Consider the following 25202-nt stretch of genomic DNA (forward strand, 5'->3'; position numbering starts at 1 on the left):
GACAGGTTGTGCTCGCGCAGGAGGGCCAGCCGTCAGCGCGGCAGATGACCGGCTTTTCGAACCCGATCAATTGGATTTCACATAATAGGGCAGAGTGTAGCCGTCCGACCGGCCCTCATAGGCGAGCTCCTTCCTGATCGCCCAGGTGTTTGCCAGATAGAAGACCGGGATGACGCCGAGGTCGCCCATGGCGATTTGGGTCGCCTGTCGCAGAAGCGCTTCGCGCCGGCCGCTATCGAGCGTGGCCCGCGCCTGCGTCAGCGCCTCGTCAAACGGGACGCTCGAATAGCGGCCGCGATTGCCTTGCCCCGCCTTCTCGCCATAGGTCTCGAGGATCGGGCCGAGCACGCCGGAGGCTTCTCCGGTTTCGACCGCCGCGCCGCCAATGATGAAGCTGAATTCCAGCGCTGAGGCGCGTGTGAAGTAGACGCTGCCCGGAAGCGTGACCACCTCCGTCTTGACGCCGATGCGGCTGAAGAACTGCCCGATGGCCTGCGCGACCTTCGAGTCATTCGGGTAGCGATCGTTGGAGGCGTGGAAGGTCAGTGAGAAGCCGTTTGGATACCCTGCGGCGGCGAGCAGCTGCTTGGCCTTTTGGGGATCATAGGGATCGACCTTGATGCCCGGATCATAGCCGAAATAGCCCTCGGGAACGAGCTGGCCGGCCGGAACGCCTTGTCCGTCCATGATGCGGTCGACGAGCAGCTCGCGGTTGATCGAGACCGACAGCGCGCGACGGACCTCCGGCTTCAGCAGCGGGTTCTTTCCGTCCGCTCCCTTCGCGAACGGCGATTCAGTCCGAGCCTGATCCATGTGCAGGTACATGATGCGGTTGCCAGCGACACTGACTACCTTGAGCTTGTCGGATGCTTGAAGCTTGCGTGTGTCGGCTGTCGGGATGCTTTCGATCATGTCGACGTCGCCGGCGAGCATCGCAGCCACGCGGGCGCTGCTGTTCTTGAAGACCCGAAACGTGACTTTGTCCCACGGCGCCTTCTCGCCCCAGTAGGCATCGTTGCGCTCGACGACAACGTTGTCGTCCGGCAACCACGATACGAACCTGAAGGGACCGGTTCCAATAACCCCCTTGCCGGCGTTCAGCTCCTCGGTACCGATCTTCTCCATCTTCGCCGGCAGAATGGCGATGCGGCTGAGGTTGTTGAGGAGAAGCGGGGTGGGACCGTCGGTCTTGATCCGAACGGTGAGCGGATCGACCGCCGTCACATCGACGATCGACTTGACGTAGGCGGCGAAGGAGCTCGGGCTATTCCTGGACGCCAGCGACACGCGCCTGATGCTCGCGGCGACATCCTCGGCGGTGAAGTCGCTCCCGTCGTGGAACTTCACATTCGGGCGCAGCTTGAACTCCCAGGTCGTGTCGTCGAGCGTCGTCCAGGACAATGCGAGCGCCGGTTGGATCTGCTGCTTGGCATCCTGATTGACGAGACCGTCGAAGATGTTGCGGGCCATCGCGCTGTTGGGGCCAACCACGTAGAACTGAGGGTCCATCGACGTGGTCGAGGCCGCCAAGCCGACGGTCAGGTCCTTCGCGCCGGCCAGCGGCATTGCGAAGAGGGAAGCCGCGAGCGCGGCCGCGACGACGGATTTCATGGCCGATCCTCTCCCTTACCTATCCACCGGCACTGTCGACGGCTTGCACACGAAATATTATGACTTTGGTCGACGGGGAAATTGTATTAACTGCTCGAGCCATGCCTAAATGTTATGAGGAGAGTTCGCCATGCGCCTAAAGCCGCGGCAGGTCGAAGCCTTCCGGTGTGTGATGATGACCGGCGGCATCACAGCGGCAGCCGACGCCATGAACATCACGCAGCCCGCCGTGAGCCGGCTGATCCGCGACCTCGAGGAGGCGACCGCGCTCACCCTGTTCGAGCGTCAAGGCGCACGGCTCGTCCCCACACTCGAGGCGACGCACTGGTATCGCGAGGTCGAACGACTCTATCTGGGCCTCGACCAGCTCACCCGCGCGGCGGACGATATCCGCAAGCACAAGAACGTCGTGCTCCGGATCGCGAGCGTGACCTCGCTGGTACGCCCCTACTTGCATCGCGCTATCCTCGACGTCATCGGCGGCCGTTTCGACCTGCCGCTGGTGATCGACGTCGAGAACAGCCGCCACATCTGGGATATGGTGGAGAACCACCGCTACGATCTTGGCTTCGCGTTCGGTTCGCCGCAGATGTCGGACAAAACGGCGTTGCCCCTGCACAATTCACAGGCCGTTGCCGCCGTCGCACCGGGTCACAGGCTGGCATCACGCGACGTGATCACGCCGGCGGAGCTGAGGAAGGAGCGCGTGCTGATGCCGGGGCGGAACTCGCCGCTGAGGCTCGCGCTCGATCGGGCCTTTGCGAGCGAGGACCATGCTCCGGCGAGTACGATGGAGACATCGATGCTGAACTGTTGCTGTTTCGCGGCTTCGGGCATGGGGGTCGGCATCGTCGACCGGACCAGCATCGTCGCATCCGGCGCTGACCTCGTCGCCGTCCCCTTCCGCCCCGGCATCGAGGTATCCTATTTCGCCATCCGGCCGTCCGGGACTGTGCGGATGCCTGTGCTCGAACAGCTCGTCAGCAGAATGCGAGAACTTTTGGTGTCCTGATCCACCGTGGCGCGCGATATTCACCTGCATAGCGAGGGCTTTCATGCGGGATCTCCACGGATCAATGCGGGGGAGGCGGTTGCGACCAAGCGCCTCATCAAGTCACCGCGGTGCGCACCAGCCGCGTGAAGGCAACGACTTCGTCGCGACGATGGTGATCGTTTGGCGGGGCGTATGCCGGTTCGGGAAAAGCCCCGAGCGTTACGACGATCAACTGCTCCTTGCGGAATAAATCGACCCGCTGACCCGCGTGCCCAAGCGCTGACATGACCCCGTCGCCCAGCCACCAGCTGTAGCCGTAGTGCGTAATGTCTGCGGCGGAAGGCGCGGGCACCTCGAACGCAGGTTTGGCGGTTTCGTCAACCCAACCTTCCGGCAGGACGCGGCGGCCATCGATCACGCCATCATCCAAGACAAATAGGCCAAACCGGCCGAAATCGCGCAAGATCATGCCCGCACGGCTGCCGCCAATTTCCTGTCCGTCCTCATTTTCCAGCGTGTAGAAAGCGTCGCGTTCCATTCCGGCAGGCTGCCATATCCGCTCCGACATGTAGTCGGCGAGCGTCGTGCCGATAGCCTTGCTGAGCGCTGCGCCCAATAGGTACGTATCGCCGGAATTGTAGAGGAACGTTGTGCCAGGAGCATGCGCACGCGTGAGGGACGCCATCAATTTCAGTACGCCGCCCGGCACGCGATTGGCCAAGGACTTGCTGTAGCGGTTCACGTCCGATGTGGAGTCGGCGTAGTTCTCGTTCCAGCGAACCCCGGACGACATTGTCAGCAGATGGCGAAGCGTCACCCCGTCATAGGCCGAGCCCTTGAGCTCTGGCAGGTAGCGGGTCAGCGCCTCGTCCAGAGACTTGATGGCACCGTCGTGGATTGCTGCGCCGACGAGCATGGTCGTCATGGATTTAACGGTCGACATCGTCGACCAGCGGTCGTGCTCCTGCAGACCCAGAGCATAGCGTTCCAGTACCACGCGGCCGCGGTGGATCACCAGAATTCCGACCATGGCATTGCGATCCATGAAGGCGCCGACGTCGAACTCCGATCCGTCGGCGATATCGCGCAGCGAGAGCTCGGGTCCCCGCGGCAGCGACCGCGGTTGGGGCCCGCAACGGATGGTTCGATGGGCAAAGAGCTTGTCGACAACGCGGTACGCGTAAGGTTGGGCCCAGGGCGGCAGATAAAGAAACTCCTCAGCGCGTGGTAGATGATGACGCGGCAGCGAGAGCGAAGCCGCGGTATCGCTCGACAGAACATCCGATCTGCCCAAGATTGTCTCCTTCGTTCCGACGCGATGCCAGGCCCTTTGGCCTAGCGCCGGTCCGCTCCTTCAAAGGTTGTCAGCAATAGATCGTCCAACGCGGCGATTTCTTCGCCGCCGCCGAAGATTTTCGACAGAGGGGAGGGGGCTGCAACGGCTGGCCAACCAGGGGCGCCGTTGCGTGCGAACGCGACGAGTGCGTCGGACATTTGTCGAGCGACCATCGCCGCATTGTGTGATCCGGCCATGAGCGGCAGCTTATCCGATGGTTCCACGCCCCAGACGAAAGGCTCGTCGAAGCCATGCGCGGCTCCGAAACTGGAAAGCTCGCCGGCAGGTGCCCAGTCGAACCGAAAGAGATAGGCCGCGCCGCCGGAATGTGCATGCGCCAACGCGGTGCGGACGGCCGGCAAGCGGTACACCACGTCGGTCAGAAACTGCTCCCGCAGTTGCGCGAGATCTGCGCCGGGGGCGCGTGCACGATAGGACGCAAAGATTGCGTCTCCCTTGCCTTGGAAGAACCGGTCCATCTCGGCTGCCAGCGCTTCTCTCCTCTCGGGGATGGCCATCACGCCAAGCGAGAACCACATGCGCGATTCATCGCGGGTCGAGCCGAGCACGATCGGCTTGTCGCGACAGATGCCGCGACGAAAGACCTCCAGCGGATGTTCAACAAGTGTGGTTCCGTCCTCGACGATGCCGAGCGCGCGACCACCCGGGGCGTTGCGCGCACCGAGGTCGCTCGCGAGGATTTTTGCCTCGGCATCGAGAATGCGATCGGGCGGCAGCGCCTCCAGCGCTCGACGATCGCCGATCGCGACGCCGGCGGCAGCAAGAAACTCCCGTGCGCGATCGGTGGCGCTCGTTCGATCGAAGACGCGTGAAGCGGAGCCGGATTGCAGGAACGCGCGTTGGAAGAGCGACCGGGCGGCAGGGATCGCGAACAGCGCCGTCGCCATGAACGCGCCGGAGGAAATGCCGAAGATAGTAACATTGTCCGGATCGCCACCGAGTGCGCTGATGTTCTCGGCTACCCATTCCAGCGCAGCGACGACATCCAGGAGCCCGACATTGCCAGCGCCATAGGGCTCTCCCCACACGTCACCCAGATGCAGGAACCCTAGCACGCCAACACGAAAGCCGACACGAACAATGACGCAGTCGCTCTTGTTCGAGAGTGCCGCAGCATCCTCGACGCCTTCGGTGGCACTGCCGCGCTGAAAGCCCCCGCCGAAGAGATGCACGAGGACCGGTCGCCGCGCCACGTCGGGGGCCGGCGTCCAGACGTTGAGATAAAGGCAATCCTCCGAGACGGATTTCGGAGAGGTGTCGCCAAACAAGCCGAGGGTCGGGCCCACGGCCTGGAGCGGTGCGGGCCGCGGTTCCGTGGCATCCACTGTGGCCGTCGTCCGTCGGCGCGCGATCGGCTTGCAGAACCGAAGCGGACCAATCGGTGGCTCGGCATAGGGGATTCCGAGAAACGAGTAGCCGTCCCTTGTTTGTCGACCGACCAGCGTGCCGAATGGTGTGTGTCTCGCGAATTCCATGGCTACTCCTCCGCGAGATGACAGGCGACACGATGAGAGGAGGCGACCACGCGTGCTTTCGGAACTTCGATTGCGCAACGATCGAATGCGCGCGGGCAGCGCGATCGGAACACACATCCAGCAGGCAGGTTTGCCGCGCTCGGGATATCGCCCTTCAGAGGCGCGCCCTTGCGCGCGCGACCCGGCGCGGAGTCCAGAAGAGCCTTGGTGTAGGGATGTCGTGGCGCGGCATAGACGGACGCCTTCGGCCCCTCCTCGACAATGTTGCCGAGATACATGACGGCGATCCGGTCGCACATGAATTCCACGACACGCAGATCGTGGGAAATGAAGAGCAGCGCAAGACCGTGGAGTTGTTGCAGGTCGAGCAGGAGGTTGAGCACCTGGGCCTGGACCGACACATCCAGAGCGGACACCGGCTCATCGGCGACAATCAATTGAGGCCCGGTCGCGAGTGCCCGCGCGATGGCGATGCGTTGACGCTGGCCGCCGGAAAACTCGTGCGGAAAGCGGTGCCTTGCTGCCTCAGGCAAGCCCACCTCGGCAAGGAGCTGCGCGACGCGGCGGCTCCGTTCAACGGAATCACCGATACTATGAACCTCCATCGGTTCGGCGATCAGTTGCTCAATGGTCATCCGGCCGTTGAGCGAGCCGAATGGATCCTGGAAAATCATCTGCATGTGCCGGCGCTCGCGCCTCAACGCCTCCTTCGAGAGCGTTGCCAGATCCTGGCCGCGAAAGCGGATGGCTCCCGCGGTCGGCTCCACCAGCCGCAGCACCAGGCGCGCTGTGGTCGATTTGCCCGAGCCGCTTTCGCCCACGATGCCGTATGTCTCACCTCGACCGATTGTGAAGCCGACGTCACGCACGGCATGGACCTGATGAAAGCTCTTGGACAATCCGGCAACGTCGAGAAGCGCATCCGTCACGATGCTTCTCCCGCCAGTGGATGCCAGCATCGAACCTCCGAGCGCGCGATCGTAGTGAGTGCCGGCCGGGTCGCGCAGCGATCGTTCTGCTGCGGGCAGCGTGGCTGGAATCGGCAGCCGCTCGGCCATGACCCCAGCGACGGCACCTGGCCCGGGATGGGCGAGAGTCGGGCTCTTGCCTCGCCCGCATGGGGAATCGCGTCGACCAGACCGCGCGTATAGGGATGGTGCGGCGCCTTCAGGCATTCGACCGGTGTGCCGGCCTCCACCTGGTCTCCGGCGTACATCACGACGGCGCGGTCGCAGAACTCCGCAACAACTTCGAGGTCATGGCTGATGTAAAGCATGGCGAGACCGATCTCGGCGCGCATGGCGATGAGAAGATCGAGCACCTGCGCTTGGATTGTGACGTCGAGCGCAGTGGTCGGCTCATCGGCGATAACGAGCTTGGGATTGCACGAGATGGCAATCGCGATCATCACCCGCTGCCGCATGCCGCCGGAGAGTTCGTGAACGTAGGCGTTGAGAAGATCGCGATCCTTCGGCAGACCGACCCGGGTGAGCAATTCGCGAGCACGATCCCGGGCGGCGCGCGCCGAGAGATCGAGATTATAGCGAAGCGAGTCCATCATCTGCTGGCCGATGGAGAGCGTCGGATGCAACGAGGTCATCGGCTCTTGAAATATGAAACCGATGCCACGTCCCCCCACACGCCGGCGCTCTTGGGGTGAGAGCGCAGTCAGTTCGCGGCGATCCAGCTTGATCGAACCGGAGACGGCGGCGCCTGGTGGGGGCAGGCCGATGATCGCTCGCGCGGTCATCGACTTGCCACAGCCGCTCTCGCCGACCAGCGCCACGGCCTCGCCGGGGCCGATCGAGAATGAGAGGTCGGTGACCACGGGCACCATGCGGCCCGAGATCGGCAACGAAACGGAGAGGTTCTGCACCTGGAGTATCGGAGGGCGCTCGGTCATCCCAGCCTCACACGCGGATCGAGCAGTGCGTAGATAACGTCGATGATCAGGTTCAGCGCCGCGAGCATCAGGGCGATGAGCAGCACAGCGCCCTCGACGACCGGATAGTCACGTCGGGCAACCGCGTCGATGAGAAGCTTGCCGAGGCCGGGAAGCGAGAAAATCAGCTCGATGCTGACTGCGCCCGACAACAGATAGCTGGCCGAAAGACCGGCGACCGTGACCACTGGAATGGCGGCCGTGCGCACCGCATAGCGGCCGATCACCATGACCTCCGGAAGGCCCTGAGCGCGGGCGGTAACGATATAGGGCTCGCCGAGGACGTCGAGCATGGAGGAGCGCATCATCCGGGTAATCAAGGCAGATTGGCGGATGCCAAGCGCGAGCGCCGGCAATGCGATGGTGGCGGCCGAGGCAAACAGTCCATCAGTGGGCGGAACGTAGCCCGATACGGGGAACCACTTGAGGGTTACCGCGAACAGAAAGATTAGGAGCAGCGCCAGCCAGAACTCCGGCAGCGAAATGCCGAGCACGGCGACGCCGACGAGCCCGCGGTCGATCACCGTATCCTTGTTGATCGCGGCCATCACGCCAAGGATGCTGCCGAGCGCCACCGCCAGGAAGAGCGCCGCCAGCGCCACTTGCAGGGTCACGAGCGCATATTGCGGCAATAGATCGATGACGGGTTGCTTGAAGAAGAAGGAAGTGCCGAGCTTGAGTGTCACCACATTCTTTGCCCAGAACAGGAATTGCACAGGCAACGGCTGGTCGAGACCCATCTCGGACCGAAGCGCGGCGATCTCGCCCGGCGTTGCTTGATCGCCAAGGATCTGGGCAGCCGGATCGCCAGGCGCAAGCCGCAGCAGCAGAAACACAAGGACCAGCGGAACAACGATGGTCGGGATCATCAGGAGGAGGCGGTGGCCAAGGAAGCGCAGCATACCTACCTCCGCGCCAATCGTGGATCGAGACTGTCACGTAGCGCATCGCCAAGCAGATTGAGCGACAGAATGGTGAGCACCAGTGCCGCGCCGGGGAAGACCACGATCCACCAGGCGTTCTGGATGTAGTTGCGCGCTTCCGCAAGGGCGCTCCCCCAGCTTACGTCCCTGGCGCCGACGCCGAGCCCGACAAAGGAGAGCGCGGCCTCGCCGAGGACGGCCGCCGAGAAGATGAAAGAGGCCTGGACCAACAGCGGCGACATGATGGCGGGAAGCAGGTAGCGCGCAAGGATGCGCCGGTCCGGGACTCCGACGGCGCGAGCCGCCTCGATCATCGGCAGCTCGCGCAACACCAGGATCTGGCCGCGCACGACGCGAAGCACCGGCGCAACGAGGACGATCGAGAGCGCGACGATGACCGTGGTGACGCTCGGGCCAAGATAGCCCGCGGCAGCGGTGGCGAGCACGATGGAAGGAAACGCCATCAGCCCGTCAACCAGCCGCATCAGCACAACGTCCACGCGCCGGTAGAATCCGGCGGCGAGCCCCAGCACGATTGCGACGGACATCGAGATTGAGGAGACGAGAAGTCCGACCAGCAGCGACGTCCGGCCACCGAAGAGAACCATCGCGAACATGTCGCGGCCGAGATGATCAGTGCCGAACCAGTTCTGCGGCCGCGGCGGCTTGAGGCGGATGCCCGGCGAAATGCGCAGCGGCTGGGCGTTGGTGAGATAGGGGGCAGCGAGGGCAAGCACCACAAGCGCAACGAGGACAAGGATGGCAAAGATCGCCGTGCGATTGCGCAGCAAGCGGCGCCAGGGCCCCGGTGGCGCCGGCGGCGTATCGAGCATTGCGTCCGTAGCAGCAGCGGTCACGTGCCAATCCTCGTCACTTCGCGACAGGCACGACGTTGTAAAAGACCTGGGTGTTGGCTGGGCTCGTCTGCAGGTTTCCGACACCCTTTCGCGCAACGTAGAACGAGGCTTCGGTGCCGAATTTGACATACGGCATTTGATCGTAAACGAGCTTCTGGATGTTCGACCAGATCTCGACGCGGGCCTTCTGATCGCTGGTCGTCGCCAGCTTCTTCACCAGCTCTTCCTTGTTTGGATCGTTCCAGAAGCCGGGATAGGTCGCATTGAGATAGGGGATCACCACGGGGTCGACGTAGGTCGGCAGGAATGAGGAGAAGATGTCGAACTTGTCGGCGTCCGACCGCGTCTGGATGTAGGTCGCCGCGGGCATGACCTGAAGGTCGATCTTGATGCCGTATTCCTCGAGTTGCTGCTGGGCCGTGAGCGCCGGCAGGTAATGGCCCTGATAGAAATCCTTGGACGTCAGCCAGCGCAGGGGCTCGCCCTTGTAGCCGGCTTCCGCGAGCAGCTTCTTCACCAAATCCTTCTTCGGCGTACCGAAGCTGTCTGCGCCGGCCTTCGTGTACCAGATCGACTTGCGGTCCGGCACCCAACTCGGATCGATGACGTAGAAGGCCTGATCGCCCTCGGCGGCCAGCATGATCGGATCCATCTCCAGAGCGTGATAGATCGCTCGCCGCATGGCCACATTGGCCATGGGACCCTTCTTGGTGTTGAAGACGGCAGTCAATGACTGGTTGTCATTGATGACAACGGGCTGGACTGACGCATTCGCCTTCAAGTCGGCATGGAAGTCGAAGGGGAGCGTTGTCGCGATGTCGGCTGCCCCGGTGAGAACGTTGTCGCGCCGCACGGACGGCTCGGCCTGAGGAAGGAACACCAGCCGGTCAGATGGTGCCTTCTTGGCTCCGGCAGAGCCCGACATCGCCTCGGTGCGCGGCTTGTAGTCCGCAAAGCGCGTGAGCACCGCCTGCCGGTCGGCCTGGAACTCGGTGACCTTGTAGGGGCCGGTGCAGTCGAGCGTGTCGACGGCCTGGGTCGCGCTCTTACCTGCCAGGGCCGACTTGGACATGATCACGGCCGGCGTCAATGTCAGAAGGCCCGGAATAATTCCGGTCGGGCCGGTGAGTTTGAGAACAACCGCATCCGGTCCGTCCGCAGCAATGTCGGACGTAAGATTCTTCAATACAGCACCGGTGCCAGCGCTCTCGCGATAGCGCTTCAGCGAGGCGATCACATCGTCGGACGTCATGGTCGCGCCCGAGTGGAATTTAATGCCGGACCTCAGCTTGAAGGTCAGCGTCAGAGCCTTCTCATCGTAGCTCCAGCTATCGGCCAGCATCGGCTGTGGCTGCCAATTGTCGTCAAGGCCGGTCAGGCCCTCGCAGACATTGCTGGCGACGAGCCAGTTGGTGCCGAGCGTCGTGATCGTGGGGTCCAGGGCCGATGGCAGTTGCGGAACGACGATGCGCAGATCTGCCGCTCGCGCCGGACCGGTATGAAGAGTAGCGGCTGCAAGTGTCGAGCCCAGCAAGATCGCGGCGCATCTCAAGATGCTGTTCATGGACGTTTCTCCTGTCGATTGTCCCGCCGATTCTTGCCGGCGTCTTTGTGATTCACTGCCGTTTGATCGCGCGCCCCTTCACGAAGGCGTCAGGTCCATGTCGAGAAGAATGGAGCTCAGCGCCTTTCCGTGCGCGTCAAGCGCAAGCGATCGGGTGACGCCGCCGCCAAGTGCACCTTCGATGACGAAGTTGAGTGCTCCAAGCTTCGGCAGTTCATATCGTGTTACGCGGGCCGGGTTCAGTCCTGCCAATTGCGTCCGTACCCGCTCTTCCGTGACAAATTCGCAGATGCGCGGAAAATCCTCCGCGCGATAAGCGATGACCGAAATGTTCGAGGTGTTGCCCTTGTCGCCTGTCCTCGAATGGGCGACGTCACGTAGCTTCATGTTGTCACCTCCAGCATCTCGACGCGCGGCTGGGCCCGCTCACGCGGAATCAAAACCGATACGACACCGATTGTGCGCCGCGTGGTCTTCGATGCGCCGCCGCCACCAGCCGGGCCGTTGGTGTAGAGCGTCTCAACCTCATTGCCGATGCAAAGCGCCTCGGCCTGACTCCGGGTGCGTCCGGCGATCCGGATCCTGACCTCTGCGGGTTCGCCGCGCGACGCACCGGGGTATAGCGAGTCGACGCCGATGAGGTCGGCGCGGATTTCGCTCACGGCTACTCCGGTGATCGCCAGCCGCTCGCGTACGATCTCGATGGCCAGGCGTCCGCGCGCGACCGCACCGGGCCCGGCATAGGAGATCTCTCCTTCGCCAATCCAGCCATCATTGTACCCGACCGAGACCTTCAAAGAGCCGTTGTGCGGCCTGCCGCGTCCGCCGACGATGCGCACCCTGTCAGGTGCGATCTCCTCGACTGACGCATCGCTGAAGTCAGCGACAAGATCGGGCTGGAAATACGCGGCGGGATCGTGGATCTCGTACAGAAGCTGCTCCTTGCAGGTGCCAACTGTGACGGCGCCGCCGGTGCCGGAAAGTTTGGTGATCACGGCTTCGCCATCGTCACGGATCTCGGCGATCGGAAAACCGAGCCGGGCGAGATCCGACACGTCCTTTTTGCCGGGATCGGCGAAATAGCCGCCCGTCACCTGGCCGGCGCATTCCATGAGGTGGCCGACAAGCGTGCCCTGGCCGAGGTTGTCCCAGGCATCCACGGTCCAGCCGAACTCGTGGATCATGGGGGCGAGGAAGAGCGCCGGGTCGGCAACGCGGCCGGTCACGACGACGTCGGCTCCTGCCGCCAGAGCCTCAACAATTGGTGCTGCACCCAGATAGGCATTGGCGGAGAGAATCCGATCGCCAAGATCCGAGACATGTCCGCCGGTTTCTTCAATCGGCCAGTTACCGGACTTGACCACGTCGAGAACGTCATCACCGGTCACAGCCGCCACCTTCAACGAGAGGCCGAGTTCCCTCGCGATTCCGCCAATGCGGCGGGCTGCGGCGAGCGGGTTGGCTGCGCCCATGTTGGAGATGATCCGCGTCCCGTTGCCGAATGCGGCCGGCAGCACCGCCCTGATGCGTTGCTCCAGAAGCGGATCATATCCGGCATCCGGATCGGTCTGGCGCGCGCCCTGGGCGAGCGCGATGGTCCGCTCGGCGAGGCACTCGAAGACGAGATAGTCGAGGTCGCCGGACGTGGCGAGGTCGACTGCCGGTTCAATGCGGTCGCCCGAATAGCCGGCTCCCGCTCCGAGCCTGATGCTGCGCATGCCCTGATTCCGTTTCCCCGGCCCGGACTTCGACGATCCGGCTCACAGCGCAATAAACATCCGAGAGATCGATTAGTATAATGAATTTATCGGATCGCAGTGATAGAGCAACATTATGGATCTCTCGCTTCGCCAGATCAGGGCGTACCTTGCAGTTGCGCGCTCGCTTAGCTTCACGCGTGCAGCTGCAGAGACGAATCTGTCGCAGCCGGCGCTCACCGTGCAGATCCGGTCCTTGGAAGAGCAGCTTGGCATCAAGCTGTTCGACCGCAATAGCCGCTCGGTCGAATTGACGAGGTTGGGGCGCGAGCTCGTGCCGGCCTTCCAGCGCATCCTTCGCGAGTTCGACGAGACGGTGACGGGGGTCCGCGACATCGCACGTCACGGTGGTGGTTCGGTCCGGCTTGGCGCACTGCCGTCGTTTGCGGCGGGCATACTGCCCGACATTATCGTGCGCTTCCGGACGCGTTTTCCTCGGGTCGCGCTGACCATTAAGGATGCGATCGCCAGTCGCGTAATGGACCTGGTGCTCTCAGAGGACGTGGACCTCGGCGTAGTTGGCGGAGAGCCAATTCATGCCGATCTTGATGTCGTGCATCGTGCCGAAGATCGGCTCAACGTCATCTTTCCGGCCGGTCATGCCCTGGCGCGAATGAAGCACATCGGCGTCGAACAATTGGCGACCTTTCCGCTGATCTTGATGGATCCGGCGACCAGCGTTCGCGCGACTGTTGATACCGCTCTAGCTGCTGGAGGCCATCGTATCGAGGCCGCATGTGAGGTGACCTACATGATGACAGCAGTCGGCATGGTGCGTGCCGGCCTCGGCATTACGATCTTGCCCGCATCCGCTCAGGAAATCCGAGCCGAACCGGCTCTGGTGGCCCGTGCCATCGACGACCCGCGCTTCGTGCGGTCCATCGCCGTTGTCCGAAAACGCCGTCGCACTCTTCCACCAGCGGCGGAAAATTTCATGGCCACGCTGGTGGAGTTTCTCGGTGATCGAGGGCTCGAGCCGAAACGAAGTGACCATCGCAGTGCTCGTGCGAAACGGCGACGGACCCGCCAGTCGGACTCGGCATAGAGACATCACCGAACCCTTTTTAGCTTGACCGGGTTGTCGCGGTTTGGCCCCTTGCGCAAGTCAGGAGCGCACGCCTCTCGACGTACGAGAGGACTGACGAGAGGAAAATTCAATTTGGGATGGCCTCGGTCTTGTATCGCCAAGCATGGACGTAGTTGATCGGTGACGGGACGGCTTGTGGTTGCGACGGCGACAGGCACCTCTAGCGCCCAAAGTCGCTCACGGTCAGATCAACCCAGCACCTTGTCGAGAAATTCGCGGGTGCGTTCCTCGCGTGGTGCGCCGAAGAATGCATTTGGCACGCCGTGCTCGACGATGACGCCGCCGTCGGTGAAGTAGACGTGATCCGCCACCTCGCGGGCGAAACCCATTTCGTGAGTGACGAGAATGCATGTCATGCCTTCTGCGGCGAGGTCACGAATGGTGACGAGCACCTCCTTCTTGGTTTCGGGATCCAGCGCAGCGGTGATCTCGTCAAACAGCATCACCTTGGGATTCATGGCGAGTGAACGAGCAATGGCTACGCGTTGCTGCTGCCCGCCGGAGAGTTCACCCGGGTAGGCATTGAGCTTGTGCGAAAGGCCGACCTTCGCAAGCAATCGTAAGGCGCGTTCCTCAACGCCGGTGCGTGCCTGTTTCAGAACGTGGATCGGTGCCATCATCACGTTCTGCAGGACGGTCCGGTGCGGGAAGAGGTTGTACTGCTGGAAGACCATACCAACGTCGCGGCGCAGCGCCAGCCTGTCGAGCTTTGGATCGTGAACTTCGCGGCCAGCAACGGTGATTGAACCCTGATTGATCGGGACGAGAGCATTGATGCAGCGCAACAGGGTGGATTTGCCCGATCCGGACGGTCCGATGATGCAGATCGTTTCGCCGCGGCGAATTGTAAGGCTCACATCTTTCAGAACTACGAGAGCACCAAAATGCTTCTCGACGCCCTGAACGACGACGACGGGTTCGCCAAGTTGATGTTGGCTCGTCATGGATCAGCCCTTTAGATGATAGCGCCGCTCCAGAGCCAACGTCGCCCGCGCGATCGGATAGCAATAGGCAAAGAACAGCAGGAGGAGAAGGAGGTACATCGGGATCAGGAGCTCAGGGCGGCTTTCCGCAATGAGCGCCGCTCGTGTGACGGTCAGCCCGTCCTGGATGCCAACAATGGAGATCGTCGTCGTCGCCATGGTCAGGATGGCGTAGAGGTTCATCCAGGGCGGAATCATCCGCTTCACGGCCTGAGGCAAGATGATCATCCACATTGTCTGGTGCCGGTTAAATGCAAGCGCCTCGGCCGATTCCCATTGGGCGCTCGGAATCGACTTTATCCCGCCGCGAATGATCTCCGAGATGTTGGCGGCCACAGGTAGCGCAAGGCCGATGACAGCCTTTGCCCAAGCCGGAAACGTGAGCGTAAATCCGGCGACGCGGAATTCGAATGGCAATAGGAACATCGCGTAGAACAGCAATACGAGCCAGGGCGCATTGCGAAAGAACTGGGTTATTGCCCACGCAATCTTCCGGACTGCTCCAATCAGCGAGACTTGTGCGACGCCGATCAGCGTGCCGACCACGGTGCCGAGTGCCATGGAGAGGAAGCTGATTGTCACGTTGAACAGGAAACCCTGGAAGATCAAGGGTGCCCAGCGCAAGAGGATCGTCAACGCATCGTCTCGGCCGGCCGGCGTATTGGCTTGCGCCAAGGCCAGCGACGCCGCGAAGAGCATCGCGATGGCCGCGAAGACGCCGGCACTCAGCAGCGTCCGTACGCCGAGACGAGTGGGGGCGATTGGCTTTGCGCGGAACGGCTTTAGAACTGGGAGATCGGTCACGCTCGTCTTCACCAGGAGTATCCCGGGATACGCATTGCTCGCTCCCAGCGACCCATGATCCAGACCAGTACGGCGACGAGGAGCACGTAGGTGACGAGCAGCAAGTTCATCATCTCGCGGATGTTGAGTGTTTCTGACCAGATCTGCGAAGCCGCATAAAGCAATTCCGGCACGCCGATGGCGTAGGCGAGCGTCGTCGTCTTCACGAGGTTCACCAGGTTGTTGTTGAGCGCCGGCAGGCAGATGCGGAAGGCCAGAGGTATTACTATCTCACGGTAAAGCCGAAGTCTCGTATAACCGAGAGATTCGGCCGCCTCGATCATGGTGGATGGCACGGCCTCAATACCGGCACGGAAGATCTCGACGTTGAAGGCACCGGCAAAGAGCGACAATGCGACGATTGCCCATGCCGTGCCGGAAAGAATCGGGGTCTGCCCACCATGACCATCTGAGATCGTCGGAAGCAGTCCTCCAACGGCAAAATAGAAGAAAGAGAGCTGCACCAACGGTGGCGTATTACGGAATAATTGGACGTAGGCGCGCACGAGAAGCCGTACGATGCGCGACCGGCTGCCGGCGAACCAGACCCCAATCAGCCCCAATAGGAGTGAAGCCAGGATCGATACGATCGAGATGTAGATCGTCGTCCACAGGCCTGTCAGGAATCGAGCGCGGTCGAACTCGTCGTAGAAGACGGAGAAATTGATCCCCTGCGCATCGTTCAAGCGCTCAAAGAAGGCGGCGATCACAGAGGAAACCCTTCAGAAGAAGCGTCCAAGCGGTGCGGATCGGGCAGCTCTTGTCGGAGCACAGAGCATGATCCGGAAAAATGTGGAGCGGCTTTCCGAGAAGATGATGCTCAAACAACAACCTGATGCGCGACAACGATTCATCCTAATCTCATCGCGCGCGCCAAGGGGAGGGGTCGCTTACCCGCCCGCCTTGAATTTCTTGTTCGTCTCGATCAGATAGGGGCTCTGCTTGATTCCCCATTTGGTCTCCAGCTCGAGCAGCTTGCCGCTCTTGTGCCACTCCACCGACATCTCCTTCAGCAGCTTGCCGAAGGAGCCATCGAGGTCATCCAGCCGCACGCCGATCGCCCAGAGCTGTGGGTCCTCAGAGGCAAGCGGCATTTCGTAGTCTGCCCACTTCGGATCACCGCCGGCGAGCGTCGAGACGATCAGCGTGTCATCGAACACAAAGGCGACGCAGTTATTGCCCTGCAGCGCGTTTAGCGCATCCGGGACCGACGGGAACACAACCAGTTCCGGATTGTACAATTGAGAAACCCGGCGATTAAAGTAGGCGCCTTGGACGGCACAAACTTTGCGGCCTTTGAGGTCAGTCCATTGCTTCAGATTGGCACTCTTCTGCGCCAAGATATTGGTGGCGCTCGCGTAGTAGTTGGGCTCGATCATGCCCACGATCTTGCGGCGCTCTGGAGTGTCGCCCATGGTCGCAAGGATGACATCGATGCGCCCCTGCTTGAGGAACTCCATACGATTGGCGCCGGTGACCGGCACCAGCTCGAGCTTGACGCCGATCTTGTCGGCAACTGCCTTGGCAAGATCGATCTCCAGACCAATGATTTGCCCGGACGGCTCCAGGAAGCCCCATGGCTTGTAGTCGTTCTTGACGCCGACGGCGACCACGCCCTTCTTCTTGATTTCGGCGAGAGTATCCTGCGCCATTGCCGGCGCCGCGGCCAGGATGGCGGTGAAAGCGAGAGCAATCGCGGTCAGTCGTCTCATCGGAACTGTCCCCCTCAACATCCGAAAGCGTGAGGATTCCAGCTAAGGGGGCCAAGGTTTTGTCTGCCTGCGACGTTCTTTTGCCCGTCAGCGTCGCCGTTCCTGCATTTGTTGCACTCGGTCGATCCTTGGCGCCCGACCGAAGCGTGCGCGATAGGTCCGAGAAAAATGACTTGCGCTCGAAAAACCGCAGGCCAACGCGATCTCGAGGACCGAGAGACTGGTTTGCCGGGCCAGGTCACGCGCGCGGTCAAGTCTCAAGGCAAGATAGTGCTCGCCGAGCGAGCAACCGAGATGTTGGCGGAAAAGTCGCTCGAGGTGTCGCAGCGAGACGTCGGCAAGTCGTGCCAATTCGTCCCGCGGTACCGGATTTTCAACAGTCTGCTCCATGCGGCCGATGACGCGTAGCAGGGGTGCGTGCGCGATACCAAGGCGTTCTCGTAATGGCATTCGCTGAGGGCCGGTCCCTTCGCGAACATGGGTCTGCAGGAACCATTCGCTGACCGCCACCGCCAACTCGCTCCCGTGTTCGCGAGCGATGACGGCATGCATCATGTCAAGCGGAGCGGTGCCGCCGCTCGACGTCAATCGATCACGGTCAATTTCGTAAAGCGAACGTCGCAGATCGAGTTCGGGGTAGTCCTCGACGAAGGCCGGTGCATGCTCCCAATGAATGGTAAAGCGGTAGCCCGTGAGAACTTTCGCACGCGCCAAAATATAGGGCCCACCTGATATGCCACCTATCTTGACGCCTCGCCGAGCGAGTTGCCGCAACCAGGCGAAGGTCGGCGGATGCTTGAACAGGGCTGGATTGCCACCAGCGCAGACGAAGACATAGTCGAAATGCGCGTCTGTCCCCACGCGAAATTCCGTTTGAATGCGCACACCGCTAGAGGCGGCAGCCGGTTCACCGTCAATCGAGATATGGCTCCAGCTATAGAGTGCATGACCGGACAGACGGTTTGCCGCGCGCAGTGGTTCAATGACTGACGCATAGGGCAGCATGGCGAATTCGGGGATGAGCAGGAAGCCGACATGAGCCGTCGGCTTCCGACGGGTGTCGCTTTTAGGCAATCGTGAGTCGCTGAGGATCATGCCGCCGAGACTATGTCGTTCAATCTGCATCAGACAAGCGGGACTTCTACTGCCGCTGTCGTCATCCTTGGATCCGCCGATGCGTTATTCTGTCTTCTCCCTCATCGCCCAAGCCTTCAGCGGTCATAGCGGTTGGCAGCCGGCCTGGCGCGACGCTGCGCCTAAACCCGAATACGACGTGTTGATCATCGGCGGTGGTGGCCATGGTCTCGCGACCGCGCATTATCTCGCCAGCCGATACGGCATCAGCAACGTTGCGGTGGTCGAGAAAGGATATATCGGCTCCGGCAACGTTGGTCGCAACACGACGATCATCCGCTCGAACTATCTCCTGCCTGGAAACACCCCGTTCTACGAACTGTCGATGAAGCTCTGGGAGGGATTGGAGCAGGACCTGAACTACAACGCGATGGTCAGCCAGCGCGGGGTACTCAACCTCTTTCATTCGGATGCTCAGCGCGACGCCTTCGCACGCCGCGGTAACGCGATGCGCCTCGCAGGGGTCGACGCCGAGCTGATCGACCGCGCACAGGTGCGCGCGATGCTGCCGTTTCTCGACTACGAGACAGGCCGCTTTCCTATCCGGGGTGGGCTGTTGCAGAGGCGCGGCGGCACTGCCCGCCACGACGCGGTCGCCTGGGGCTATGCGCGGGCTGCCGACAGCCGTGGCGTCGACATCGTGCAGAATTGCGAGGTGACCGGTCTAACCATCTCGGATGGCCGCATCTTCGGTGTCGAGACCACGCGCGGTCCGATCAAGGCGAAAAAGGTCGCACTCGCTGTGGCGGGCAACTCCTCGCGTTTGGCCGCGATGGCCGGGATGCGGCTGCCGATTGAAAGCCATGTGCTGCAGGCCTTCGTCTCCGAGGGGCTCAAACCCCTGATCGACTGCGTGGTGACGTTCGGCGCTGGCCATTTCTACATCAGTCAGTCGGACAAGGGGGGCCTCGTCTTCGGAGGCGATATCGATGGCTACAATTCCTATGCCCAGCGCGGCAACCTCCCGGTGATCGAGGATGTCATGGAAGCCGCGATGGGCCTGTGGCCCGGCTTGGGCCGGGTGCGGCTGTTGCGCCATTGGGGCGGCATCATGGACATGTCGATGGACGGATCCCCGATCATCGATCAAGTGCCGGTTCAAGGGCTCTACCTCAACGCCGGCTGGTGCTATGGCGGCTTCAAAGCCACACCGGCCTCCGGCCTCTGCTTCGCCCATCTCATCGCCAAGGACGAGCCGCATCCCGTCGCGGCCGCCTATAGGCTCGACCGTTTCGCCACTGGTCGACTGATCGACGAAAAGGGTGTCGGCGCGCAGCCGAACCTGCACTGACGGACTTTGAGGGATACCCAAATGCGCATCTCCTGCCCCCATTGTGGCGTGCGCGACGTCCAGGAATTTACGTATCTGGGCGATGCCGCTCCGCAGCGCCCAGATGGCATGGCCGCGGCGGAAGCTGCGATGTTCGACTACGTCTACCTGCGCGACAATCCACGCGATCTCCATGAGGAGCTCTGGTATCACGGCGCCGGCTGCCACGCCTGGCTCGTCGTGGGCCGTGACACGCTCACCCATGCTATCGCCTCGGTGGTGCCGGCCAAAGGTCGCAAGGCGGGAGTGGAAGCATGAGAAAGCAGCCCTTCCGCCTCAGCGGTGAGAGCCTTGTCGATCGCGCCCGGCCAATCTCCTTTCGGTTCGACGGCAAGTATTACGAGGGTTGTCTCGGCGACACCCTGGCCTCGGCGCTGCTCGCCAACGGCGTGCGCCTCGCCGGCCGTTCCTTCAAATATCACCGGCCTCGCGGGATCCTTTCAGCTGGCCCCGAGGAGCCGAACGCGCTGGTGGAGCTGCGTACCGGCGTGCGCCGCGAGCCAAATACTCGGGCAACCACGGTCGAGCTGTTCGACGGTCTTGACGCGAAAAGCCAGAACCGTTGGCCGTCGCTCACCTTGGATCTGCTGTCACTTAACGGACTGGCGTCGCCAGCCTTCGTTGCCGGTTTCTACTACAAGACCTTCATGTGGCCGGCAGCGCTCTGGGAGAAACTGTATGAGCCGTTGATCCGCCGTGCCGCAGGACTCGGGCGCGCCGCTGGGGCGGAGGACCCAGATCATTATGAGAAAGCCTTCGCGTTCTGCGACGTTCTGGTGATCGGTGGAGGGGCGGCGGGCCTGTCCGCGGCCCTCGCGGCCGGCCGTAGTGGCGCCCGCGTCATCCTCTGTGATGAAGACTTCCGGCTTGGCGGCCGTTTGCTCGCCGAAAGGCGCGAGATCGGCGGTCGCCCGGCGGCCGAATGGCTTGCCGCCATGCTGGCCGAGCTCGCCAGCCTGTCCGAGGTGCGTATCATGCCGCGTACCAGCGTGTTCGGGCTCTACGACCACGGCATCTACGGCGCGGTTGAACGTGTCAACGACCACGTCGTCGTGCCGCCGGCGCATCAGCCGCGCCAGCGCGGTTGGCGAATCTACGCGAAGCGCGCGATCCTTGCCTCCGGTGCGCTCGAGAGACCGATCGTCTTCCCCGGAAACGACCGGCCGGGCGTCATGCTCGCCGGCGCCGTGCGCACCTACATCAACCGCTTCGGCGTATTGCCTGGCCGCGAGGCGGTCGTTTTCACCGCCGGCGACGAGGGCTGGGCGACGGTGCGCGATCTTGCTGCAGCCGGCGCGAGCGTGGCCGCGATCGTCGATTCCCGCAGCGACATCGATCCAGAGCTCAGGGCGCTCGCCCAGCGTCTCAGTGCGCCGCTGTTTGCGGGCGGCGCTGTCGAGGCGACGCAGGGTGGTCGCGAGCTGCGTGGCGTCGTCATCCGAGATGTTTCCGGTAAGCGGACCACGTTGGCCTGTGATCTGCTCGCGGTCTCCAACGGTTGGAACCCAACGCTTCATCTCACGTCACACCAGAACGGCAAATCAGCTTGGGACGAGGCGCTCCAAGCCTTTGTGCCTGGGGCGTTGCCGCCGGGTCTCACTGTGGCCGGGAGCGCCGCCGGTCGTTTCACGCTGGCTGAAGCGCTGGGGGACGGAGCGCGGCTCGGCCGGGAGGCGGTAGCAGAGGTAGGCTTGGCGCCGGTGGCAGCCGCGGCGGCTCCCGTCACCGATCCGGAGATGAATGGGCTGAAGCCCGTCTGGCGCGTGGCAGGCGGCAAGGGCAAGGCCTTCGTCGATTTTCAGAACGACGTCACCGACAAGGATGTCGAGATCGCCGCCCGCGAGGGCTTCCGGTCGGTCGAACATCTCAAGCGTTACACCACGCTCGGTATGGCGACCGATCAAGGCAAGACATCCAATCTTGCGGGTCTCGCCATCATGGCCGAACTTACGGGCAGGGCAATCCACGAGACCGGCACGACGACCTTCCGGCCGCCCTACACGCCGGTGGCAATCGGCGCACTCGCCGGCCACCATCGCGGCAAGGAATTCCGACCGACGCGCCTGGCACCGACCCACGAATGGTCGCGCGAGCAGGGCGCCGTCTTCGTCGAGACCGGCCAGTGGCTGCGAGCGCAATATTATCAGAAGGCGGGCGAGGAGGATTGGCTGACCACCGTCAACCGCGAAGTGCTTGCCGTGCGTCGCGGTGTTGGCATCTGCGATGTCTCGACGCTCGGCAAGATCGATATTCAGGGCGCTGACGCCACCGAATTCCTCGAGCGGATCTACATCAACACATGGAAAGCGCTGCCCATCGGCAAGGCGCGTTACGGGCTCATGCTGCGCGAAGACGGCTTCGTCATGGACGATGGCACCACCTCCCGCCTTGGGCAGAATCACTTCCTGATGACAACTACGACGGCCAATGCGGGAAAGGTGATGCAGCATCTCGAGTTTTGCCATCAGGTGCTCTGGCCGGAGCTTGACGTGCGGATGGTCTCGGTCTCCGAACAATGGGCGCAGGCGGCGATCGCCGGGCCAAAATCGCGTCAAGTTCTGCGCGGTGTGGTCGATCCGGAGTACGATATCTCGAACGAGGCCTTCCCCTATCTCGCCGCCCATGAGGTTACGGTTGGCGGCGGCGTCCCGGCGCGGCTGTTTCGGATCTCATTTTCGGGCGAGCTGGCTTATGAACTCGCGGTCCCGGCCGACTATGGCGACGCGATGATGCGCGCGCTGATGGCAGCGGGCGAGCCGCTCGGCATAACGCCTTACGGTACTGAAGCGCTTGGCGTCATGCGTATCGAGAAGGGGCACGTTGCTGGCAACGAGCTCAATGGTCAAACCACGGCGCGCGATCTTGGCCTCGGCAGGATGATGTCGTCCAAGAAGGACTTCGTCGGCCGGCTCATGGCGCGCCGGGATGCGCTCGTGGAAGACGACCGCCCGAGTCTGGTGGGTCTTCGGCCGGTCAATTCGCGTGAGCGCCTGCGGGCCGGCGCGCATTTCATCGGCATAGGTCGTTCGGCGAACATGGAGAACGACGAGGGCTACATGACCTCCGTCGCCTATTCGCCAAACCTCGAGCATTGGATTGGTCTCGGCCTCCTCAAGAATGGCCCCGCTCGCATCGGCGAGCGCACCCGCGCCGTCGATCCGGTCCGCAACGGCGATGTTGAAGTCGAGATTTGCTCGCCCATTTTTCTTGATCCCGAAGGAGCCCGTCTCCATGGCTGAGCAAACGACTTCCATTTGGGGGGCTCGCGGCGCCTGGACCGGCATTGCCAAGGCTGGCCAGATCGGAGCAACAGGAAAGCCCGGTGTGACCGCATTGACATTGGGCGGCATGGGTTTTGCGACATTGATCACGGCCTCTGGTTCAGCCGACCTTGAGCGCGCCGCCAAGCGGCTGATCGGTCTCGGTCTGCCACGAACGCCTTCCGCGGTGTGGTCGAAAACTCATGGGCTGATCTGGGCAGGGCCAGATCAGTGGCTGCTCGTGGCGCGACAACGGTTGGGCTTCTCTGATCTCCTCTCCTCGCTTTCGGATGATGCCGCGATCAGTGACCAAAGCGATGCACGCGCGGCGCTGCGCATTTCAGGTGCACGAGTCCGTGACGTGCTCGCGAAGGGCTCGATGATTGACCTTCACCCTTCGGCTTTCCCTGTCGGCGCGACAGCACTGACGAGCTTTGCGCATATCGGCGTACAGTTGTGGCGAACCGACGACGGACCGGAAGGTGCAGTTTTCGAGATCCTCGTGGCGCGCAGCATGATCGGAAGCTTCTGGTCTTGGTTCGCCGCCTCGGCAGCCGAGTTTGGTTGCCAAGTTGTGATCGGTGGCGGTTGATCCACTCCACCCGCAGCTCTTCGCTACGATCTTCCTTGAAAGTCGTTGATCAGAGGACCGCCACCGGGTGGTAACCGATATGTCCGATCATTCCATGATCCTCGTTTTATCCTGCCCCGATCGTCCGGGTATTGTCGCTGCGGTCTCGACACTTCTGTTCGAGGCGGGGTGCAATATCCTTGACGCCCAGCAATTCGACGATACCGAGACGGGTCAATTCTTCATGCGAGTTGTCTTCGATCGACTCGACGATGCGAAGTCGCAGGCTGAGATCGCTGCCTCGCTCGATGACCTCGCCAAGCGCTTTGCCATGGCTTTCCGCCTGCGGGAGCGTTCCGCAAGAAAGCGGGTGGCGCTCTTGGTCTCCAAGTTCGATCACTGTCTGGCCGATCTGCTCTATCGCTGGCGCATTGGTGAGCTCCCGATGGAGATAACTGCGATCGTTTCGAATCATGGCCGCGAGCATCTAGCTTCGACCGATCTCGGCGAACTGCCGTTCCACCATTTTCCGGTCACGAAACAGACCAAGATGGAGCAGGAGGCGCAGATCTGGGAGCTTGTGCAGAAAACCAAGACGGACCTTGTTGTGCTAGCGCGTTACATGCAGATCCTGTCTGACGGGTTTTCGGCCAAGCTGGCAGGGCGCTGCATCAACATTCATCATTCCTTCCTGCCGGGGTTCAAGGGCGCCAAGCCTTACCACCAGGCACATGAGCGAGGCGTCAAGCTGATCGGTGCGACTGCGCATTACGTCACCTCCGATCTCGACGAGGGACCTATCATTGAGCAGGACGTCGAACGTATCTCGCACCGTGACGCGCCGGACGATCTCGTCCGCAAGGGGCGCGACATCGAACGGCGCGTGCTCGCTCGCGCCGTTCGCCATCACCTTGAGGATCGCGTGATGCTCAATGGCAAGAAAACGGTTGTCTTCACCGGCTGACCGAAGCTGATCTAGTAGAGTTGCTCGCGCGGGCGTTTAGCCCTCATAGGTCCGCAAGATCGAGGGTGCCCCGCGTATTGGGCGGGCCGAGAAGCTGGCGAGCAACACGATCCTTGAAGAGATCCGAATGCCGTGCAGCAACGTTGTCTGCTGCGTCGGGCTCACGCTGTTCGATGGCTGTGAAAAGATCGCGGTGATCTGCGACGATCCGAGCGATATGTGCTTCGAGCTGGTCAACCGTGTTGTCTCCCGCCTCAAAGCACTGGCGTGAAAGCCTCATCGCTTCGAGCAGGATGTCCGAATAGGTTCGTTCCAGGAACGCGGAATCGGCGGCCCTCGCGATCTCTCTATGAAAGCGATAGTTGGCCTCGTTCATGATCACGTCGGTGCCTTCGCGTACGCTTTTTTCAAACGCGAGCATCTCGGTTCGGATCTTCTCGAGCTGTGCAGGAGTTCGTCGGATCGCCGCCATGCGATGCAGCGATCGTGAAAGAAGGCGGTTTGCCTCGAAGAACGGCCGAAGTTGGCCGACCTCGAAGGAGGAGACGCGAATTTGCCGGCCGTCACGACGAAGCAGCCCCTCCGACACGAGCCTGATCACGGCTTCCCGAACCGGCGTGCGCGAAACACCGAGCTCGCTGACGATCCGCGCTTCATCGAAAATCGAACCCGGGATCAAGTCCAGGGAAAGGATCCGCTGCCGCAGATCCTCGTAAACGCGGTCGGCATCGCGAACCGCGGCGGCGTCAGACCCAACCGCCAGACCCATCGGCAGCTTCTCCTGTTACCCGAATCCTCGCACTGATATTCGAGCATACATTGTATTGACAGTGTGTCC

The 25202-nt window shown here is 62.2% G+C and carries 23 protein-coding genes; 7 read left to right on the forward strand and 16 right to left on the reverse strand.

The window, feature by feature from the left end:
* Window positions 1–66 precede the first annotated feature (66 nt).
* Complete coding sequence (locus tag NLM33_RS01570) at window positions 67–1611, reverse strand: ABC transporter substrate-binding protein (RefSeq protein ID WP_254094070.1); 1545 nt, start codon at window positions 1609–1611, stop codon at window positions 67–69.
* Window positions 1612–1741: 130 nt separating this feature from the next.
* On the opposite strand from NLM33_RS01570, the gene NLM33_RS01575 reads away from it, so the two are divergent.
* Window positions 1742–2623: a LysR family transcriptional regulator gene (locus NLM33_RS01575; protein ID WP_254094072.1), complete on the forward strand. Its 882-nt coding sequence runs from the start codon at window positions 1742–1744 to the stop codon at window positions 2621–2623.
* A 97-nt stretch (window positions 2624–2720) separates the two neighbouring features.
* On the opposite strand, the gene NLM33_RS01580 is transcribed toward NLM33_RS01575, so the two are convergent.
* From NLM33_RS01580 to NLM33_RS01620, 9 genes are all read right to left on the reverse strand, one after another.
* Window positions 2721–3899 (reverse strand): serine hydrolase, encoded by a 1179-nt coding sequence (locus tag NLM33_RS01580; RefSeq protein ID WP_254094074.1) that lies wholly within the window; start codon window positions 3897–3899, stop codon window positions 2721–2723.
* Window positions 3900–3940: 41 nt separating this feature from the next.
* Window positions 3941–5437 (reverse strand): carboxylesterase/lipase family protein, encoded by a 1497-nt coding sequence (locus NLM33_RS01585; RefSeq protein WP_254094076.1) that lies wholly within the window; start codon window positions 5435–5437, stop codon window positions 3941–3943.
* Between the two features lie 2 nt (window positions 5438–5439).
* Window positions 5440–6366, reverse strand: coding sequence for an ABC transporter ATP-binding protein (locus NLM33_RS01590; RefSeq protein WP_254094078.1), 927 nt, complete (start codon window positions 6364–6366; stop codon window positions 5440–5442).
* Complete coding sequence (locus NLM33_RS01595; RefSeq protein ID WP_254094079.1) at window positions 6363–7340, reverse strand: ABC transporter ATP-binding protein; 978 nt, start codon at window positions 7338–7340, stop codon at window positions 6363–6365. Before NLM33_RS01595 ends, NLM33_RS01590 begins: the two co-directional genes overlap by 4 nt.
* Complete coding sequence (locus NLM33_RS01600; RefSeq protein WP_254094080.1) at window positions 7337–8281, reverse strand: ABC transporter permease; 945 nt, start codon at window positions 8279–8281, stop codon at window positions 7337–7339. The genes NLM33_RS01595 and NLM33_RS01600 overlap by 4 nt, the downstream gene beginning before the upstream one ends.
* Before the next feature lie 2 nt (window positions 8282–8283).
* Window positions 8284–9159, reverse strand: a complete 876-nt coding sequence (locus NLM33_RS01605; RefSeq protein ID WP_254094081.1) for an ABC transporter permease — start codon at window positions 9157–9159, stop codon at window positions 8284–8286.
* Between the two features lie 13 nt (window positions 9160–9172).
* Window positions 9173–10723, reverse strand: coding sequence for an ABC transporter substrate-binding protein (locus NLM33_RS01610; RefSeq protein ID WP_254094082.1), 1551 nt, complete (start codon window positions 10721–10723; stop codon window positions 9173–9175).
* A 78-nt stretch (window positions 10724–10801) separates the two neighbouring features.
* On the reverse strand, window positions 10802–11110 hold the full coding sequence (locus tag NLM33_RS01615; protein ID WP_254094083.1) for a hypothetical protein: 309 nt from the start codon (window positions 11108–11110) through the stop codon (window positions 10802–10804).
* Entirely contained in the window at window positions 11107–12441 is a 1335-nt protein-coding gene (locus tag NLM33_RS01620) for an acyclic terpene utilization AtuA family protein (RefSeq protein ID WP_254094085.1), read from the reverse strand. Before NLM33_RS01620 ends, NLM33_RS01615 begins: the two co-directional genes overlap by 4 nt.
* A 115-nt stretch (window positions 12442–12556) precedes the next feature.
* Here NLM33_RS01620 and NLM33_RS01625 point away from each other — a divergent pair, with 115 nt between their 5' ends.
* Entirely contained in the window at window positions 12557–13525 is a 969-nt protein-coding gene (locus NLM33_RS01625) for a LysR family transcriptional regulator (protein ID WP_254094086.1), read from the forward strand.
* Window positions 13526–13755: 230 nt separating this feature from the next.
* On the opposite strand, the gene NLM33_RS01630 is transcribed toward NLM33_RS01625, so the two are convergent.
* The 5 genes from NLM33_RS01630 to NLM33_RS01650 form a co-directional block, all read right to left on the reverse strand.
* Window positions 13756–14511, reverse strand: coding sequence for an amino acid ABC transporter ATP-binding protein (locus tag NLM33_RS01630; RefSeq protein ID WP_254094088.1), 756 nt, complete (start codon window positions 14509–14511; stop codon window positions 13756–13758).
* 3 nt (window positions 14512–14514) lie between these two features.
* Window positions 14515–15366 (reverse strand): amino acid ABC transporter permease, encoded by an 852-nt coding sequence (locus tag NLM33_RS01635; protein ID WP_254094089.1) that lies wholly within the window; start codon window positions 15364–15366, stop codon window positions 14515–14517.
* Window positions 15363–16103, reverse strand: coding sequence for an amino acid ABC transporter permease (locus NLM33_RS01640; protein ID WP_254094091.1), 741 nt, complete (start codon window positions 16101–16103; stop codon window positions 15363–15365). Before NLM33_RS01640 ends, NLM33_RS01635 begins: the two co-directional genes overlap by 4 nt.
* Window positions 16104–16283: 180 nt before the next feature.
* On the reverse strand, window positions 16284–17006 hold the full coding sequence (locus tag NLM33_RS01645; protein WP_254094093.1) for a transporter substrate-binding domain-containing protein: 723 nt from the start codon (window positions 17004–17006) through the stop codon (window positions 16284–16286).
* 186 nt (window positions 17007–17192) lie between these two features.
* Entirely contained in the window at window positions 17193–18230 is a 1038-nt protein-coding gene (locus NLM33_RS01650; RefSeq protein WP_254094095.1) for a GlxA family transcriptional regulator, read from the reverse strand.
* Window positions 18231–18279: 49 nt separating this feature from the next.
* On the opposite strand from NLM33_RS01650, the gene NLM33_RS01655 reads away from it, so the two are divergent.
* From NLM33_RS01655 to purU, 5 genes are all read left to right on the forward strand, one after another.
* Window positions 18280–19530, forward strand: coding sequence for a sarcosine oxidase subunit beta family protein (locus tag NLM33_RS01655; protein ID WP_254094097.1), 1251 nt, complete (start codon window positions 18280–18282; stop codon window positions 19528–19530).
* Between the two features lie 21 nt (window positions 19531–19551).
* On the forward strand, window positions 19552–19827 hold the full coding sequence (locus tag NLM33_RS01660; protein WP_254094099.1) for a sarcosine oxidase subunit delta: 276 nt from the start codon (window positions 19552–19554) through the stop codon (window positions 19825–19827).
* Window positions 19824–22808 (forward strand): sarcosine oxidase subunit alpha family protein, encoded by a 2985-nt coding sequence (locus NLM33_RS01665; protein ID WP_254094101.1) that lies wholly within the window; start codon window positions 19824–19826, stop codon window positions 22806–22808. Before NLM33_RS01660 ends, NLM33_RS01665 begins: the two co-directional genes overlap by 4 nt.
* Entirely contained in the window at window positions 22801–23421 is a 621-nt protein-coding gene (locus NLM33_RS01670) for a sarcosine oxidase subunit gamma (RefSeq protein ID WP_254094102.1), read from the forward strand. The genes NLM33_RS01665 and NLM33_RS01670 overlap by 8 nt, the downstream gene beginning before the upstream one ends.
* 79 nt (window positions 23422–23500) lie before the next feature.
* Window positions 23501–24364 (forward strand): formyltetrahydrofolate deformylase, encoded by an 864-nt coding sequence (gene purU / locus NLM33_RS01675; protein WP_254094103.1) that lies wholly within the window; start codon window positions 23501–23503, stop codon window positions 24362–24364.
* Window positions 24365–24407: 43 nt separating this feature from the next.
* Here the strand turns inward: purU and NLM33_RS01680 are convergent, their stop codons facing one another.
* On the reverse strand, window positions 24408–25133 hold the full coding sequence (locus NLM33_RS01680; RefSeq protein ID WP_371929889.1) for a GntR family transcriptional regulator: 726 nt from the start codon (window positions 25131–25133) through the stop codon (window positions 24408–24410).
* Window positions 25134–25202 lie beyond the last annotated feature (69 nt).

The organism is Bradyrhizobium sp. CCGUVB1N3 (assembly GCF_024199925.1).
Classification (GTDB): Bacteria; Pseudomonadota; Alphaproteobacteria; order Rhizobiales; family Xanthobacteraceae; genus Bradyrhizobium.